Below are 16,954 nucleotides of genomic sequence, written 5' to 3'. Positions count from 1 at the left end.
GCTCAATACGAGCCGACCCTCCCCCTCCAGGGGAGGGTGACACCGCCACCGCTGCGCCACGGAAAACCAATGCCCCACCCCAACGACCCCAGCCTCCGCTCCTTCATCGACGTCGATTCCGCTTCCGACTTCCCGATCCAGAACCTGCCTTACGGCGTGTTCTCGACTGTGGGCAATCCGACGCCGCGCGTGGGTGTTGCGATCGGCAATTACGTGCTCGATCTCTGGGAGCTCGAGCAGGACTCGCGGCTCGACGTTGGTCCGCTCGGTGTGTTCTCCGGGGCCTCGCTCAATCCCTTCATGGCGCTGGGACCGAAGGTCTGGACCAAGACGCGGGCACGGATCAGCGAGCTCTTGCGTCACGATCATCCGGAGCTGCGCGACAACGAGGAGCTGCGCAGCCGCGCGCTGGTGCCGATGCGCGATGCAAGACTGCATCTGCCCTTCTCCGTCTCGGGCTACACCGATTTCTATTCCTCCAAGGAGCACGCCACCAATGTCGGCGTGATGTTCCGCGGCAAGGACAATGCGTTGCAGCCGAACTGGCTGCATATGCCGATCGCCTATAACGGCCGCGCCTCCACCGTCGTGGTGTCAGGTACCAAGGTGAAGCGCCCGCGCGGGCAGCTGAAGCTGCCGAACGTCGAGCTTCCGAGCTTTGCGCCGTGCAAGCGGCTCGATTTCGAGCTGGAGATGGGCGTCGTGATCGGCCAGCCATCGCCGATGGGCGGCATGCTACGCGAGAGCCAAGCCGAGGAGATGATCTTCGGCTTCGTGCTGCTCAACGATTGGAGCGCGCGCGACATCCAGCAATGGGAATATGTGCCGCTCGGTCCGTTCCTGGCAAAAGCGTTCGCAACCTCGATCAGCCCGTGGGTGGTGACGCGCGAGGCGCTGGAGCCGTTCCGGCTGAAGGGGCCGGAGCAGGAGCCGGTGCCGCTCGACTATCTCAAGCAGAGCAAGCCGCAGAACTACGATATTGCACTCGACGTGTCCTTGCGCGCTGCCGGCGCCAACGCCACCGCCAGCATCAGCCGCACCAATTTCAAATACATGTACTGGTCCTCGGTGCAGCAGCTCATGCACCACGCCTCCAGCGGGTGCGCCATGAATGTCGGCGATCTCCTAGGGAGCGGCACCATCTCCGGTCCGGAGAAGGATCAGCGCGGCAGCCTGCTCGAGATCAGCTGGAACGGCACCGAGCCGGTCGAATTGCCCGGCGGCATCAAGCGGTCGTTCCTGGAAGACGGCGACAGCCTCGTCATGCGCGGCTGGTGTCAGGGCAAGGGATACCGCGTCGGGTTCGGCGAGGTCGAGGGGACGATTTTGGCGGCGGAGTAGGGCGCGCCGCCGCCACGACCTCCGTCATTGCGAGCGCAGCGAAGCAATCCAGAATCTCTCTGCGGAGGGATTCTGGATTGCTTCGTCGCAAGGGCTCCTCGCAATGCCGGTGTGGCAGGAGTTCACCGCCTCTCCGGCGCTACGTCCTTGATCCGCGCGCAATGCGCCGCGACATCGTCCAGGCTGTACTTCAGATGCACCCGCTTGTCGGACGGCACCTGCTTCGCGGTGCACACACCCGGCCGCCATTCCTGCGCCGGCCTGATCGGGCGCGGGGCAAAACCGCCGCCGCAGTTCGGGCAGACGTTGAAGAGTTTCGTCTCCACGCAATCCGCACAGAATGTGCATTCATACGAGCAGATCCGCGCGTCGGTTGCATCAGGCGGTAGGTCGCGGTCGCAATATTCGCAGTTCGGTCGAAGCTGGAGCGCCATGGTTGAATCTCCGCGGATTGGCCGGGATCATCGCAGATCGCGCCCGCGGCGCGAATGACGTAGTTCCCTCGATTTCAGCCGGGCTCCAGGCGATTGCGTAGCGCCGCTAGCGCCCGGCCTTCCACGCAGCCGTCACAGCCCCGATCTCCGCCGCCTCCGGCTCGCGGACGGCCGAAGGCGTGCGTGAGAATCTCGGCGCGGGCGCTGGCTGCTTCACGCCGTGACGCTCGACGAAGACATTGCGGGCGACCATGTGCGGGTGTTGCGTGGCTTCCGACATGGTCAGCACTGGCGCGAAGCAGATGTCGGTGCCTTCCATGATCTTGCACCAGTCCTCGCGCGTCTTGCTCTTGAACACCGCCTTCAGCTTCTCCTTCAGCGCCGGCCAGGCGTTGCGGTCCATCTGCGCGTCGAAATCGGCGTCGGTCAGGCCCGCGTGCTCGCGCAGCAGCGCGTAGAATTGCGGCTCGATCGACCCAATCGAGACGAAATGGCCGCAGGCGCATTCGTAGACGCCGTAGAAATGCGCGCCGCCGTCGAGGAAGTTCTGGTTGCGCCCCTCGGTCCAGCGTCCCATCGTGGTCATGTCGAAGAAGAACGACATCAGCGACGCCGCGCCGTCGCACATGGCGGCATCGACCACCTGGCCCTTGCCAGATCTCTGCGCCTCCAGCAGTGCCGCAAGCACGCCGACGACGAGGTAGAGCGCGCCGCCGCCGAAATCGCCGACCAGATTGAGCGGCGGCACCGGAGCCTCCTTAGGTCCGATCGCGGCGAGCGCGCCGGTGATCGAGATGTAATTGATGTCATGGCCGGCGGCGTTCGCGAGCGGGCCTTCCTGACCCCAGCCGGTCATGCGGCCATAGACCAGCTTCGGGTTGCGCGCGAGTACGACGTCTGGGCCGAGCCCGAGCCGCTCCATCACGCCGGGACGAAAACCTTCGACCAGCGCATCGGCGCTGGCGAGCAGGTCGAGAACTTGCGCGATCGCCGCCTTGTCCTTGAGGTCGAGCTCGATCACCTTGCGGCCGCGGCCCGCCACCGACTTCATGCTCTTCTTGGCGCCGATGCGATCGAGCGTGACGACGTCGGCGCCCATATCGGTCAGCATCATGCAGGCGAACGGGCCGGGTCCGATGCCGGCGAATTCGACGATGCGGAAGCCCGACAGCGGGCCGGAGGCGCGGACGGAGGAGCCATCTGATTTTTGTTGGGCTGGTTTATCGAGCACGTTGTTGTTTCCTCGGGTCGCGGGCGGATGCCGGTGATCCGGCAATGGCCTCGGACATTGCTCTTTGGGGCGAGTTAATTGGCTGATTAACTTTTCTCGCCTTCACACCAGCGAGGCAAGCGGTTTTCATGCCGCATGGCCAAAATAAAAACGGCGCGCACCGAAGTGCGCGCCGCGGAAAATTTGTGTCGAGGCGCTAAAGCGCGATTGTCAGCCCGCAGCGGTCACCGCGCGCTGTGCCATCACTTTGACGAGGTTGGCGCGGTACTCGGCCGTGCCATGGATGTCAGCCAGCAATCCGCTCGCAGAAATATTGACGCTGTCGATCGCCGATGGCGACCAGTTCGCCTTCAACGCGGCTTCGATGGCGGGGACCCGCATCACGCCGTTCTGCGAGGCGCCGGTGGCGGCTACCCGCACCTCGCCCGATTTGGTCTGCGCCACGAACACCCCGGTCAGTGCGAAGCGCGAGGCCGGATGCCGCATCTTGGCGTAGCCCGCTTTCGCCGGAACCGGGAACGACACGGCGGTGATGATCTCACCGTCTTCGAGTGCCGTGGTGAACAGGCCCTTGAAGAAATCATCCGCCGAGATCGACCGCTTGTTGGTCTTCACGGTGGCGCCGAGCGCGAGCAGTGCGGCGGGATAGTCGGCGGCAGGATCGTTGTTGGCGATCGAGCCACCGATCGTGCCGCGATAGCGCACCGCGGGGTCGCCGATCAGCGACGCCAGATAGGCGAGTGCCGGAATCGCCTTCTTCGCGGCGTCGCTGGTGGCGACGTCATGATGCGGCGTGGCGGCCTTGATGGTCAGCGTGTCGCCGGAGGCCTCGACGCCGATCATGTCCTTGATTTTGCCGAGGTCGATGACGTCTGACGGATTGGCGAGCCGCTGCTTCATGACCGGCAGCAGGGTTTGTCCGCCGGCCAGGAATTTCGCCTCGCTGCTCTTGCCGAACAGGCTCACGGCTTCGTCGACCGAGGAAGCCCGATGATAGGTGGTCTGGTACATCTTGGTTCCTCCCTCTTAAGCGGCGTTGATCGTGCGCCACACCCGGTCGGGGGTCGCGGGCATTTCCAGATTGTTCTTGCCGATCGCATCCGTGATCGCGTTGATCACGGCTGCAGAAGCGCCGATCGCGCCGGCCTCACCGCAACCCTTGATGCCCAGGGGATTGCCCGGGCACAGCGTCGTGGTGTGGGAGAGGTTGAACGAGGGCAAATCGTCGGCACGCGGCATGGAGTAATCCATGAACGAGGCCGTGACCGGCTGGCCGTTGGCGTCGTAGATCGCGTGCTCGAGCAGCGCCTGCCCGATGCCCTGGGCGAGGCCGCCATGGACCTGTCCCTCGACGATCATCGGGTTGATCAGCCGGCCGAAATCGTCGGCCGCAACGAAGTTGACGAAGGAGGTCTTGCCGGTGCCGGGATCGACCTCGAGCTCGCAGATATAGGCGCCGGCCGGGAAGGTGAAGTTGGTGGGGTCGTAGAAGGCGCTCTCCTTCAGGCCCGGCTCCATCCCCTCGGGCAGATTGTGCGCGGTGTAGGCCGCGAGCGCGACCATCGGGAAGGCGATCGCCTTGTCGGTGCCCGTGACCTTGAACTCGCCGTTCTCGATGACGATGTCGGCCTCCGAGGCCTCCAGCGCATGCGCGGCGATCTTCTTGGCCTTGGACTCCATCTTCTCCATCGCCTTCAGGATCGCGGTGAGACCGACGGCCGCCGAGCGCGAGCCATAAGTGCCCATGCCGAACTGCACCTTGTCGGTGTCGCCATGGACGATCGAGACCTGGCTGATGGGAACGCCAAGGCGGTCCGCGACGAGCTGGCAGAACGTGGTCTCGTGGCCCTGGCCGTGGCTGTGCGATCCCGTGAGGATCTCGATGGTGCCGACCGGATTGACCCGCACCTCGGCCGATTCCCACAAGCCGACGCCGGCACCCAGACTGCCGACAGCTTTTGACGGCGCGATGCCGCAGGCCTCGATGTAGCAGGACACGCCGATGCCGCGCAGCTTGCCTTGCGACTTTGCTTGTGCCTTGCGGGCAGGGAAGCCGGCATAGTCGATCGCCTTCATCGCGGCATCGAGCGAGGCGTTAAAGTCGCCGGTGTCATAGGCCATGATGACAGGCGTCTGGTGCGGGAACTGGGTGATGAAGTTGGTCCGGCGCAGCTCGGCCGGATCGACTTTCAGCTGCCGTGCCGCCGTCTCCATCAGCCGTTCCAGCAGGTAGCTGGCCTCGGGGCGGCCGGCGCCGCGATAGGCGTCGACCGGCGTGGTGTTGGTGTAGACGCCGATCACCTCGGCATGGATCGCCGGGATGTTGTACTGGCCCGACAGTAGCGTCGCGTAGAGATAGGTCGGCACCGACGACGAGAACAGCGACATGTAGGCGCCGAAATTGGCGTAGGTCTTCACCTTCAAGCCGGTGATCTTGTTGTTGGTGTCGAAGGCCATCTCGGCATGAGTCACATGGTCGCGGCCATGCGCGTCGGTGAGGAAGGCCTCGGTGCGGTCGCCGGTCCACTTCACGGGACGGCCGACCTTCTTGGAGGCCCACAGCGCCACCATCTCTTCGGGATAGATGAAGATCTTCGAGCCGAAGCCGCCGCCGACGTCGGGCGCGATCACGCGCAGCTTGTGCTCCGGAGCGATGTTGTAGAACGCCGACAGCACGAGGCGGGCGACGTGCGGGTTCTGCGACGTCGTGTAGAGCGTGAAATGCTCCTCCGCCGCGTCGTAATCGGCGATCGCCGCGCGCGGCTCCATCGCATTCGGGGCGAGGCGGTTGTTGGTGACGTCGAGCTTCACCACATTGGCGGCCTTCGAGAAGGCTGCATCGACCGCACCCTCGTCGCCGATCACCCAGTCATAGACCTGGTTGCCGGGGGCTTCGGGATGCAGCTGCGGCGCGCCGGCCTTGATGGCAGCGTGCATGTCGGCGACCGCGGGAAGCTCCTCGTAATCGACGACGACAGCTTCCGCCGCGTCGCGCGCGAGATTCTTGCTCTCGGCGATCACGACCGCGACGGCCTGGCCAACGAACCGCACCGTCTCCGGCGCCATCGCCGGCCATGCGCCCATCTTCATCGGGCTGCCATCCTTGGAGGTGATGGCCCAGCCGCAGATGAGGTTACCGACCTTGTCGTCGACGAGTTGCTGTCCCGTGAGCACCGCGAGCACGCCCGGCATCTTCAAGGCGGCAGAGGAGTCGATCCCCTTCACCTTGGCATGCGCGTGCGGACTTCTGATGAAATAGGCATGAGTCATGCCCGGCAATTTGATGTCGTCGACGTAGCGGCCCTTGCCGGTAATGAAACGCTTGTCTTCCTTGCGCACGACGCGCGCGCCGATGCCTTCAACACCCATGTCTGGTCCTCCCGACCGGAAATTTGTTGACCTGCGCTTTCCATCGAAAGCGGCAGTGGTTTTCTTGTTCGCGGCGGCCGCTCTACTCGGCCGCCTGCGCAACCTTCATGCGACCGGCTGCATCCAGCACGGCCTTGACGATGTTGTGGTAGCCGGTGCAGCGGCAGATATTGCCCTCGAGCTCTTGACGTACGGTGGCTTCGTCGAGCTGGCCGCCAGATCCTTGAGCTTGATGGCGCTGCACGATGTCGATCGCCGACATGATCATGCCCGGCGTGCAATAGCCGCATTGCAGGCCGTGATTGTCGCGGAAAGCGGCCTGCATCGGATGCAGCTCATCGCCCTTGGCGATGCCTTCGATCGTGGTGACGCTCGCGCCGTCCGCCTGTCCTGCCAGCATAGTGCAGGATTTCACGGCGCGGCCGTCCATGTGCACGACGCAGGCGCCGCACTGGCTGGTGTCGCAGCCGACATGGGTCCCCGTGAGGTTGAGGTGATCGCGCAAGAGGTGGACCAGCAGCGTGCGGTCCTCGACGTCGACAGCAACGGCCTTGCCGTTGACCGTCAGTTTGACTGTAGACACGTGGAGTCCTCCCAGAATGATTTTGATTGGTTCTAATTAGAAACAGCGCAACGGAACTTTGCAACTGGCATTTTGGTGACCTCGCGTCATGGAAAGGTCATCGTGGCGGCCGGCACGGCGCGCGTTTCGATCATGATGCGCCAGGCCGTCGCCAACGCGTGGCGCGACCGCAAGGTAGGTTCGGAAAGTTCTCATCGCGTCCGCGGACAACGTCGCATCGTCGAAGCCGCGTACCGCCGCTGCTCGCCTGCGAGCTCAGCCCTCCCGCACGTTGTTCTCCCCAGGATGTCTTGTTCCCTAGTGTGAATAGGAGCACGCGCTCGCGGCTTTGCAATCGCGATCTTGGTAGTAGGTGGCGTGACGCTAAGCCATTGATTTTATTGCAGGTGCGCCCTGGACCTGCCGAGCGCCTGATGTCGCTGCGCCGGCCCTCGCGCCGCGTCGGCGAGGGCCAGCGGCGTGGCCGGCTTCGCCAAGGGCGGCGCGAAGGCCAGGCTCGAGGGAGAGGCGGCGACGTCACCACCCTGCATTGCGAAGCCGAGGCTCAGATCGGCGGCAAGCTCGCGCAGCTCGGCTCGCGATTGATCGATTCGACGTCGCGAAAGCTCGCGGCGAATTTCTTCGAGAGCTTCGCGGCGGTGGTAGCGCCATCATCGTGACTGCGGCGCACGATCGTTGCGCGATGCCCGATGCGTGCGGCCGGCTTGCGCGCGACATTGCCAAGCTGACGAAGTAGTGGGACGAGGCAAGGTCAACACAAACTCCCCTGTCGTCCCGGACAAGCGCTCACTTCGTTCGCTTGTCCGGGACGACGACCGAGAGTGAGGCGATGTCGTCGGTCCCCACACTCGCTTGGTGCGTTTCCACCTGAAAATCAAGGCAAAGAGCCGAGATTCGACAACGAGATGCGCGGCGAAAGCCGCCGACGATTTGCACTACTACCTTCCGCCTATACTAAGCGCGAAAAGCCGATGCTGTAATTTGCGCGATGGCTCGCAGGCAAACTGCGCATCGGGAGCGCAATGCGTTCCAGCGCCCAACCGGCGTACACAACAACACCGCGGAGGGAATACATGACCTTTGGAACGAAGGGCTTTTTGGCTGGTATTTCGATGGTTGCGATGCTGGCCGCCGGCACATCAGGCGTCCGTGCCAACGACTCGCTGATCAAGGCGCAATCCGATTCGAACCAGTGGGCCGTTGCCGGCCACGATTACGGCAATACGCGTTACAGCCCGCTCAAGCAGATCAATACCGAGAACGCCGGCAAGCTGACGCTCGCCTATTCGTTCTCGCTGGCGTCGTTGCGCTCGAACGAATCCTCGCCGATCGTCGTCGGCAACACGCTGTACGTCTCGAGCTCATGGGGCCCGAAATACGTCTATGCGCTCGACGCCGCGACCGGCGCGCGCAAATGGACCTGGGAGCCCGAAATTCCCGATGACGTGCTGCAATATGCCTGCTGCGACGTGAACAACCGCGGCGTCTCCTATGCGGACGGAAAGATCTTCGTCGGCCGCCTCGACGGCAAGCTGACGGCGCTCGATGCCGCGACCGGCAAGGCGCTGTGGACGACGAAGGTCGTCGATTACAAGCAGGGTTCGGTCATCACCTCGCCGCCGCTGGTGGTGCGCGACAAGGTCATCACCGGTTTCGGTGGCGGCGAGTACGGCGTGCGCGGTTCGCTCCAGGCCTTCGACATCAACAGCGGCAAGCAATTGTGGCAGACCTTTACGGTTCCCAGCCCGGATGAGCCCGGCGGCGACACCTGGAAAGGCGATTCCGCCCAGCATGGCGGCGGGGCGGCCTGGCTGGTCGGCTCCTACGATCCCAAGAGCGACACCGTCTATTGGGGCACCAGCAATCCTGGTCCGTGGAACACCGGCGTACGTTCGACCGGCGACGGCAATTTCGGCAAGCTGACCAACCTCTACACCGCCTCGACGCTCGCGCTCGATCCCAACACCGGCAAGATCAAGTGGCATATCCAGACCACGCCGGCCGATGCCTGGGACTATGACGGCGTCAACGAGGCCGTGCTTGCGGATCTCAAGATCGGCGGCAGCACGGTGCCGGCGCTGATGAAGGCGGATCGCAACGGCTACTTCTTCGTCGCCAACCGTGAGACCGGCAAGGTGCTCTCGGCGGAGAAATACGTCTTCTCCAACTGGGCGAAGAAGTGGGACGTCAACACCATGCGGGCGGTCGAAGATCCGGACAAGCGTCCGGGGCCAGGTCATCCTGCCAAGGACATCTGTCCGAACCTGATTGGCGGCAAGAACTGGCAACCGATGTCGTTCAATCCGCAGACCGGGCTCGTCTACATCCCCTCGAACAATGTCTGCATGGACTGGTCGGTTTCCGACGTCGCCTACAAGCGCGGCGTGTTCTATCTCGGCGCCGAATTCCCGACCAAGGAAGGCCCCGGCGGCTTCCTCGGCGAGCTCGTGGCCTGGGATCCCATCGCCCAGAAGAAGGTCTGGTCGATCAAGGAAGACCTGCCGTTCAACGGCGGCACGCTGACCACCGGCGGCGGCCTCGTGTTCGCCGGTAACATCCATGGTGACTTCCGCGCCATCGATGCGAAGTCCGGCAAGGTGCTGTGGAGCAAGAATCTCGGCTCCGGTATCGGCGCGGGCCCGGTGACCTACAGTGTCGACGGCAAGCAATACGTCGCCATCGTCGTCGGCCGCACGGCTGCACTGCCCGCGTTCCTGGGCGAGGTTGGGAAGAAGATGACGGCCGCAGCCCCCGAGGGCGGTTCGCTCTTCGTGTTCTCCGTCCAGTGACGACTCGCGCGCGTATCCCGGAGGAACGGGATACGCGCGCGCTTTCTCGACATCGCGCGGCGATGGCATAGGCCAGATCTCGGGCCAGATCCTGTGCCGCCACGCCTGGTCCAACAATTCCCAGCTGCCGGAGATGAGGATGCGTCCGATCAATCCAGGAAACGGCAAGAGCCGCCATCGCACCATCGCGGGACTGTTCGCATGGGCTGCCGCGTCTGCGCTGATTGCACCGGCCGCAACCGCTCACGCGGACGAGGCGAAGCCGTTCCGTCTCTGCGCCGATCCGACCAATCTGCCGTTCTCGAGCGATGATCCGTCGCGGCCGGGCTTCTATGTCGAAATTGGCCAGGCGCTGGCGCAGGCGCTCGGCCAACCGATCACTTACGACTGGTACAAATCCTATTTCGGCAAGCGCACCGTGCGGGTCACGCTGCTGGGCAAGCAATGCGACGCCATGATCGGCTTGCCGCGCTCCGAGGATTTCATGGGACCTGCCGTGATCTTCTCCAGCACCTTTGCGAAGGAAGGCTACGCCCTGGTCGCGGCGAAAGGTCAGGCGATCGGCGGCGTGGACGACCTCAGGGGCAAGCGCGTCGCTGTCCAGTACGCCAGCACACCACAAAACCTCCTTGCGACACGTGACGACATCCAGAAGCTGACCGTGCTGTCGCCCGAGGAGGCCATGCAGGCGCTCGATCAGGGCAGGGCCGACGTCGCCTTCATCTGGGGGCCCGTCGCCGGCTGGTTGAACATGACCGCCTATCATGACCGCTATCAAATCCGGCTCACCGAAGGCGAAGGCCTGTCATGGGATGCCGCCATCGGCTTTGCGAAGGGTTCGACCGAGCTGCGCGATCGGGTCGATGCGATTCTGCCGACGCTTCAGAGCACAATCGCCGATCTCGCGGTGAAATACGGCTTACCGGCTGGACAGCCTGTCCGCTTTGGCGCGGCCCAGGCTGTGCCGGCGGGAACCACGACAGGAGCGGGCCCCGGGCCGAGCGTGAGGCAGGTCGCAAATGTGGTGGCAACCGAGATCAAGGGCGATGCATCTACGCCGAATGCGGAGACCATCGGCGCGGGCAAGGAGATCTTCAACGGAACCTGCGCGCATTGCCACGGCCCCGACGCCATCCAGAGCGAACGGAAGATCGATCTGCGGCTCTTGCGTCACCGCTACGGCGACGACATGCGCGACACGTTCTGGAAGACCGTGCACGAGGGGCGCCCCGCCAAGGGCATGCCGGCCTGGAAGGAGGTCTACACCGACGACCAGTTCGACAGCATTTATTCCTTCCTGCTGACGGTCCAGGTCGAATCGAACGACTGAACGGCCTTGACCGGACGGGATCGGGAAGATGTGGTAGCGTCCATCATGCATCTTTCCGACGCCGGACCGGCGCAGGATGGGTGCGCTGCCGCCGCTCGTGCGGTGGATCCTTTGGAAGGCGCCATGGCCAGCTTTCTGATCATCGACGATCATCCGCTGTTTCGCGAAGCGCTGGGCAATGCAGTGCGGCTCGCCTTGCCAGAGGCCCGCATCCTGGAGGCGATGTCGATCGAGGACGCCCTGCACATCCTGTCGGCCGAGCAGGGGATCGACCTCGCGCTGCTCGATCTGTCGCTGCCGGATGCGACCGGCTTCTCCGGCTTTCTCCGCTTGCGCGAAACCTATCCGCGCCTGCCGGTCGCCATCGTATCGAGCGAGGAGGACCAGCATGTGGTCCGCGAAGCGCTGGCGCTCGGCGCGGCCGGCTATCTCCCGAAGTCGACGTCGAAGCGCGAGCTGGCCCAGTCGATCGAGGGCGTGCTGTCCGGATCGGTATCGGTGCCCCGGGATTTCGTGCCGACGCCGCCGCGGCGAAAAGCCGAGACCAGCAAGGCCCTCGTGGTCAAGCTCCGCGAGCTCACGCCGCAGCAGCTTCGGGTGCTGGACCTGCTTCGCCGCGGTTATCCGAACCGGCAGATCGCGCAGGAGCTACAGCTCGCCGAATCCACGGTGAAAGCGCACATCACCGAGATCCTGCGCAAGCTCGGACTGTTCAGCCGCAACAAGGCGATCATCGAAATCGGCAAGATGGACCTGCCCGATCCCAGGAGCCGGCCCTATGCGAGGGTCGATCGTGGGAGGCCGCAATGATCCGCGCCGTCGTTCTTGACCTGGATCAACCCGGCGCGGGCCGGCTGATACATCCTCGGTTCAAGCTCGAACCCGGCAACGATTTGGGAATGGCTCACGCGTGATGCGATTTCTGATTGTCGAAGACCATCCGTTATTTCGCGAGGCGCTCGAAGGCGCGCTGCAAATGGTGGCGCCCGGGGCCGAGATCCTGCAGGCGACGTCGATCGACGGCGCGCTCGAACAGCTGTCCGCGGGCGCCGAGCTCGATCTCCTCCTCCTCGATCTGTCGATGCCGGGCACGACCGGCCTCTCGGGCATCATTCGCATCCGCAAGGCATTCCCGAAGGTTCCCGTCGTCATCGTGTCGGGGCATCAGGATCCACGCATCATCTCCGGCGCCTTGTCGCTCGGGGTGGCCGGCTACATCTTCAAATCCTCGTCCAAGCAGGAGCTTGCCCAGTCGATCGGCGAGGCGCTGCAGGGTCTCGTCTGTATTCCCGACGCCTATCGCGCACTCCGGCCGCGGCGGGCCCCAAGTCCCGCGCATGATCTGCTGAAACGGCTGCATGATCTGACGCCGCAGCAATTGCGGGTCCTCGACATGCTCAAGCGCGGCCTGCAGAACAAGCAGATCGCCTATGAGCTGAAGATTTCCGAGACCACCGTGAAGGTCCATGTCTCGGACATCCTGCGCAAGCTGAACGTGCTGAGCCGCACCAAGGCGATCGTCGAAATGTCGCAGATCGATTTCGCGACGCTGGCAGACGAGGGCACCATGCCGAGGCGCGAGCGTGCCCAACCGGATCAGCAGTGACGCAAATTTCCCCTGTCCTGTCCCGTCGATTGACGGTCGTTCTGTCGATGACTTTGCTTAGGAATCAACGTCTTGGCGGGATGTAATAAGTTACCGCTACTGTGCATGGGGTTGTTTTTCGATATTTTGTGTGACCGTCGCACCAGCTAGCTCAGCAGGAACGACAGCAGCGCGCGCATCTCGGCAGGCTTGACCGGCTTCTTCAACACTTCGAGGCCGGAGAGGCTCGCTTGCTTGGCGGCCTTCTCGGAATAGTCGGCGGTGATAATCATCGCGGGCACGTCGAGCTTCAGTTGCTGCCGGATGTCGGCTATCGCCGACAATCCGCTTTCGCCGTGATCGAGATGAAGATCGGCGATGACCGCGTCGGGCGCGCCGCCCAGCTCGCTGAGACGCAGCAGCGCTTCCGCAGTCGATCGCGTGGTCGCGACATCGCAGCCCCAGCCTTCCAGCAAGGCGGCCATGGCCTCGGAGCCGGATGGATCGTTCTCGACCAGCAGGATCTTGGCGCCTTCGAGGCCACCATATTGACGTTCGGCGAGCTTGGTCTCGTGCACCTCGTCGCTGACCTCGGCGAGATCGGCCGGCTCCAGCTCCAGGACGAACGTCGATCCTTTGCCGACCTGCGACGACAGCTGCACCGCATGTCCGAGCACCGTCGCGAAGCGGCGAACGATGGAGAGACCGAGCCCGAACCCGGCCTGGTCGGTTGCGCTGGCCTCACCGCGCTGGAATTCGCGAAAGATTGCCTCTTGTTGCGCCTGCGCAATTCCCGGTCCGGTATCGGAGACCTGGACGCAGATACGGCCGTTTCGGCGCCTGCATCCCATCACGACGCCGCCGCTGCGGGTATAGCGGATGGCATTGGCAAGCAGATTTTGCAGGATGCGTCGGAGCATCATCATGTCCGACGACACCGCGAGCGTCGAGTTGCGGATGCGCAAGGACAGGCCTTGCCGTGCGGCGATCGGCGCGAACTCGTTGCGGAGCTGCTCGAACAGCGGCGCGAGCGCCAACGGACGCACGTCGGGCCTGAGCGCGCCGGCGTCGAGCTTGGCGATCTCCAGCAACGACCGCAACAGGTCCTCCAGCGTCACCAGCGAGCGGTCGACCTGGTCGATCAGCAGGCCCGCCTCCTGCGTCTCCATCATCTCGGCCAGCGCCGAGAGCGTCAGGCGCGCCGCGTTCAGCGGCTGCAACAGGTCGTGGGTGACCGAGATCAGAACGGACGATTTGAGCGAGCTTGCGGCCTCGGCCTGCTGCTTGGCGCGATACAGACCCTCATTGGCGCGTTCGATCGAATGCAGCGCCTCGCGCAACTGGTGCGTCCGGTCTCGAACCTGGCGGTCGAGCGCGATGGCTGTCTCGAACAGCGAGAAGGCATTGAGCTGCTGGTCCATCGAGCGCTCGACGCGGGACATCAGCGCGGCATTGATCTTCTTCAGCTTCGCGGTTTCCCGCTGCAGCTGCTCGACCGTTTCGGCATCCTGCCATAGCCCGGTCACGAGGGGCGCCTGCCGATGGCGACGCCCGTGAACGTCTGGTTCACATGCATCGAGCCGAACTGTTCGCCGTAGGTATGAAAACCGACGACGCGATTCTGGCGGTAGAGCTCGGACATGTCGCGGGCGAGCTGGTGCTGCTCGGCGTCGAGCCGGCGCAGCAGGCACTCGAAACCGATATAGAGCGAGACCTCGCCGATCTGGTCGCGCGTTTCCGCGAAGGCCTCGCGCGTCGTGCCGACGAGGCTGCGCGATGTTGCCGCCGTCAGCACCATGCCCTCGTCGATGGCGCAAAAGAAGTGCAGCGAGCCGTCCGGTTCGACGCGCTGGATCGACCGAGCGTAGTAGGAGCCGCCGACGCGGACCAGAACCGGATGCGAGGCGAACGAGAACGGATCGAGCTTGGCGTCCATGATCCCGACGACGCGGGAATATTCCTGGGCCGCGGGCTCGGCGTTCAGCTCCCTGACCGTTCGATTCTCGATGTCGGCCTCGGTGACCACCATCTTCTGCGGCCGCGGTTCGAAATTGTCACATTTAAATACCCGGAACGGCAGCGACGTGCTCAAGACGATCAAGAGAGCGGCATTCGTGTGCGCCTTGCCGTCGAGGAACACCCAGGTCCTCTCGAAGCGCATCCCGTCGCCCGCAGATCCACCGACGATCGGAATGTCGTCCAGCGAGGCGTAGATCGCGGACATCACCGCTTCTTCCCGGCGGCACAGGCCGTCGATCAGGACCAGGCCGAACGGATTTCCGCGCTCGACCTGGGAGGACACCCGCAGCAGCTCCTGCCGAAGCTCGGCGCCGATCCTGCGGCCGTCCTCGACGCGAAAACTGTCGAGATTGAGAATGGGGCGCACCACGGCCGAGAAGTCGGCTCGGCTGAACGCGAGAGCGACGACGCTGTTCTCGTCCCAGCCGTCGGGGGCCAGCTCGCCGGCAGTGGTGCAGCCGCAGACCGGGACTCCGTCAAATTGTCGGCTGATCTCGGCGATGAATTGGTGCGGATCGTAGCTCGGGGAGACGAAGAGCAGAATGAGCGCCAGCTCGTCGGATGGGAGCTGGCCGGCGAGGTCGGCAACGGCTTGCTCGGCGCCCGCGGCCTTCGACTTCGCGACAGCAACGCCAGACGAACCGCCAAACCGAAAGTCGGTTTGCCCCACTCCGTTTCTCCCCTCGAGGACCCGCTCGGTCTAATGCCAAGTGCCTGACAAGTGTCCAAAGAGTATGGCCTTTCTCGCCCGGTCGCAACACGGTGGCCAGGTCCCCGGGGCGCGTGTTCCGCACCAAGCCGCCGTTGCGGAGGAGGGGCGGAAGAATTTACCGCCCCTTGACGATTCTGCCCTAATTTTCATCGCCGGTCCGGAAGGGGCTGCTTCCAGGCCGCGTTGCACGTGCAAGAACAGATCTTGGGGGTTGGAATGTCCGGGCGTACCGCATCGCCGTCGAAGCGCACACTATTTCCGACCCTCAGGTTTCGTACCAAGATCATTCTGGGCTTCGCCGCAGTGCTGGTGATTTCCGCCGGCAGCATGGCCTTCTCCTATTTCGGCTTCGAACGGGTTTCCTCCGGGGTCGGGTCCTACCGCACCAGCGTTTCCGAGGCCGACCTTGCTCGCAACATCGACCGCGAGCTGCTCGCCTATCGTTCGGCCGCCCGCTACTTTGTCGTGACCGGCAAGGAGGACGACGCCAAGGCGGCGCTGGAGGCGGAAGCCAGCCTGAAGGCCGCGATCGACCAAGCCATCAAGAGCGCCAAGAAGCCGGCGAGGCAGGAGGGCCTCAACAAGCTCGCCAAGGAGTTTTCCAACTTCTCCGCGACCTTTGCCAAGATCTTGCAGGCCAAGCGCGACAGCGCGCTGCTGGTCCAGAACCAGCTCCAGCGCAACGCCAATCTCCTGAAATACAAGCTCGACGACATCGGCAACAACGCCTCCGACGCGGAAGCGCAGGCGATCGAGTTCGGCACCAAGCAGGTCAATGCCCAGTTCCAGACCGCAAGTTCTGCCGCGAGCAATTTCATCCTCAATTCCGACCAAGCGGTCGCGGCAAGCGCGCTGGCGCGGCTGAAATTCGTCGATAACTCGCTCGGTGCGGTCTATTCCATGGACGACAAGATCGTCGCCGGGCTGAAGGACGCCAAGGCGCTGTTGGGAGCCTATCGGCAAGCGCTGGAGAAGCTGATCGCCAACGCCAAGATGATCGATGACCTCGTGACCGAAATGAGCGGCTCGGCCGGGGCGATCCTTCAGGGCGCCACCGCCATGAAGGCGGACCTCGTCGCCGAACAGCAGCGGCTGGATGCGCAGTCGGAAGCGACTATCGGGCAGACCGAGCAACTGGTGCTGATCCTCGCCGTCGGCGGCACGCTGCTCGGTGCGGTCCTCGCCTTCCTGCTCGGGACCGGCATGTCGCGTCCGATGATCGCGATGTGCAAGGCGATGCGGGAGCTGGCTTCGGGCAATTTCGACGTGGTGCTGCCGGGACTTGGCCGCAAGGACGAGATCGGCGAGATGGCCGGCGCGGTCGAGGAGTTCAAGGTTCAGGCGGTGGCCAAGGCCGAGCGCGATGCCGCCGCCAGCGAGGTCCAGAACCGGGAGCAGGCGGCAAGCCGACGCGCCGAGCTGATCCGCTTTGCCGACGATTTCGAGAGCGCCGTCGGCGCCATCGTCTCCAACGTCTCGGCCTCCGCCGTGCAGCTGGAATCGGCGGCCTCCACGCTGACCCGCACCGCCGAGACCACGCAGAGCCTGTCGAGCCAGGTCG

At 64.1% G+C, this 16,954-nt stretch carries 13 protein-coding genes and 1 pseudogene; 7 read left to right on the top strand and 7 right to left on the bottom strand.

Annotated features, from left to right (window positions below; translation table 11 throughout):
• The first annotated feature begins 69 nt into the window (after window positions 1–69).
• Complete coding sequence (fahA, locus tag AAE027_RS35625; RefSeq protein ID WP_370990563.1) at window positions 70–1,341, top strand: fumarylacetoacetase; 1,272 nt, start codon at window positions 70–72, stop codon at window positions 1,339–1,341.
• Between the two features lie 122 nt (window positions 1,342–1,463).
• On the opposite strand, the gene AAE027_RS35620 is transcribed toward fahA, so the two are convergent.
• The 5 genes from AAE027_RS35620 to AAE027_RS35600 all read right to left on the bottom strand — a co-directional run bounded on the left by AAE027_RS35620 (window position 1,464) and on the right by AAE027_RS35600 (window position 6,958).
• Window positions 1,464–1,775, bottom strand: a complete 312-nt coding sequence (locus AAE027_RS35620; protein ID WP_091896601.1) for a DUF1272 domain-containing protein — start codon at window positions 1,773–1,775, stop codon at window positions 1,464–1,466.
• A 106-nt stretch (window positions 1,776–1,881) separates the two neighbouring features.
• Window positions 1,882–3,006, bottom strand: a complete 1,125-nt coding sequence (locus tag AAE027_RS35615) for a CaiB/BaiF CoA transferase family protein (RefSeq protein ID WP_370990562.1) — start codon at window positions 3,004–3,006, stop codon at window positions 1,882–1,884.
• 210 nt (window positions 3,007–3,216) lie between these two features.
• Entirely contained in the window at window positions 3,217–4,017 is an 801-nt protein-coding gene (locus AAE027_RS35610) for an FAD binding domain-containing protein (protein WP_091896509.1), read from the bottom strand.
• Window positions 4,018–4,032: 15 nt separating this feature from the next.
• A complete protein-coding gene (locus AAE027_RS35605) occupies window positions 4,033–6,375 on the bottom strand; it encodes a xanthine dehydrogenase family protein molybdopterin-binding subunit (RefSeq protein WP_370990561.1) in 2,343 nt (780 codons plus the stop codon).
• A gap of 82 nt (window positions 6,376–6,457) precedes the next feature.
• Entirely contained in the window at window positions 6,458–6,958 is a 501-nt protein-coding gene (locus AAE027_RS35600) for a (2Fe-2S)-binding protein (protein ID WP_370990560.1), read from the bottom strand.
• A gap of 453 nt (window positions 6,959–7,411) precedes the next feature.
• Here AAE027_RS35600 and AAE027_RS35595 point away from each other — a divergent pair.
• The 5 genes and pseudogenes from AAE027_RS35595 to AAE027_RS35575 form a co-directional block, all read left to right on the top strand.
• A pseudogene (locus tag AAE027_RS35595) lies at window positions 7,412–7,617 on the top strand (SRPBCC family protein); the annotation flags it as partial.
• Between the two features lie 414 nt (window positions 7,618–8,031).
• Window positions 8,032–9,747 carry a PQQ-dependent methanol/ethanol family dehydrogenase gene (locus AAE027_RS35590; RefSeq protein WP_128940953.1) on the top strand — a complete coding sequence of 572 codons (1,716 nt, stop codon included), beginning with the start codon at window positions 8,032–8,034 and terminating at the stop codon, window positions 9,745–9,747.
• A gap of 139 nt (window positions 9,748–9,886) precedes the next feature.
• Complete coding sequence (locus AAE027_RS35585; RefSeq protein ID WP_370990559.1) at window positions 9,887–11,077, top strand: c-type cytochrome; 1,191 nt, start codon at window positions 9,887–9,889, stop codon at window positions 11,075–11,077.
• A gap of 123 nt (window positions 11,078–11,200) precedes the next feature.
• A complete protein-coding gene (locus tag AAE027_RS35580; RefSeq protein ID WP_091896604.1) occupies window positions 11,201–11,887 on the top strand; it encodes a response regulator in 687 nt (228 codons plus the stop codon).
• Between the two features lie 103 nt (window positions 11,888–11,990).
• A complete protein-coding gene (locus AAE027_RS35575) occupies window positions 11,991–12,683 on the top strand; it encodes a response regulator (RefSeq protein ID WP_370990558.1) in 693 nt (230 codons plus the stop codon).
• A gap of 146 nt (window positions 12,684–12,829) precedes the next feature.
• Here AAE027_RS35575 and AAE027_RS35570 read toward each other — a convergent pair whose 3' ends face one another.
• Both AAE027_RS35570 and AAE027_RS35565 read right to left on the bottom strand, forming a co-directional pair.
• Window positions 12,830–14,188 carry a hybrid sensor histidine kinase/response regulator gene (locus AAE027_RS35570; RefSeq protein WP_370990557.1) on the bottom strand — a complete coding sequence of 453 codons (1,359 nt, stop codon included), beginning with the start codon at window positions 14,186–14,188 and terminating at the stop codon, window positions 12,830–12,832.
• Window positions 14,185–15,351: an FIST N-terminal domain-containing protein gene (locus AAE027_RS35565; protein ID WP_370990556.1), complete on the bottom strand. Its 1,167-nt coding sequence runs from the start codon at window positions 15,349–15,351 to the stop codon at window positions 14,185–14,187. The genes AAE027_RS35570 and AAE027_RS35565 overlap by 4 nt, the downstream gene beginning before the upstream one ends.
• Before the next feature lie 258 nt (window positions 15,352–15,609).
• Between AAE027_RS35565 and AAE027_RS35560 the strand changes: the two genes are divergently transcribed.
• Window positions 15,610–16,954: HAMP domain-containing protein (locus tag AAE027_RS35560; protein WP_370990555.1), on the top strand; the 1,345-nt coding region annotated here is incomplete at its 3' end.

Source organism: Bradyrhizobium sp. DN3, assembly GCF_041357655.1.
Lineage (GTDB): Bacteria > Pseudomonadota > Alphaproteobacteria > Rhizobiales > Xanthobacteraceae > Bradyrhizobium.
Note: the sequence above shows the minus strand (reverse complement) of the source record. Positions and strands in the feature narration are given on the sequence as shown.

What these genes read in the sequence shown, in the direction of transcription:
- fahA (WP_370990563.1), top strand. Translation starts at nt 70, where the DNA reads ATGCCCCACCCCAACGACCCCAGCCTCCGCTCCTTCATCGACGTCGAT.
- AAE027_RS35620 (WP_091896601.1), bottom strand. Translation starts at nt 1,775, where the DNA reads ATGGCGCTCCAGCTTCGACCGAACTGCGAATATTGCGACCGCGACCTA.
- AAE027_RS35610 (WP_091896509.1), bottom strand. Translation starts at nt 4,017, where the DNA reads ATGTACCAGACCACCTATCATCGGGCTTCCTCGGTCGACGAAGCCGTG.
- AAE027_RS35605 (WP_370990561.1), bottom strand. Translation starts at nt 6,375, where the DNA reads ATGGGTGTTGAAGGCATCGGCGCGCGCGTCGTGCGCAAGGAAGACAAG.
- AAE027_RS35590 (WP_128940953.1), top strand. Translation starts at nt 8,032, where the DNA reads ATGACCTTTGGAACGAAGGGCTTTTTGGCTGGTATTTCGATGGTTGCG.
- AAE027_RS35585 (WP_370990559.1), top strand. Translation starts at nt 9,887, where the DNA reads ATGCGTCCGATCAATCCAGGAAACGGCAAGAGCCGCCATCGCACCATC.
- AAE027_RS35580 (WP_091896604.1), top strand. Translation starts at nt 11,201, where the DNA reads ATGGCCAGCTTTCTGATCATCGACGATCATCCGCTGTTTCGCGAAGCG.
- AAE027_RS35575 (WP_370990558.1), top strand. Translation starts at nt 11,991, where the DNA reads ATGCGATTTCTGATTGTCGAAGACCATCCGTTATTTCGCGAGGCGCTC.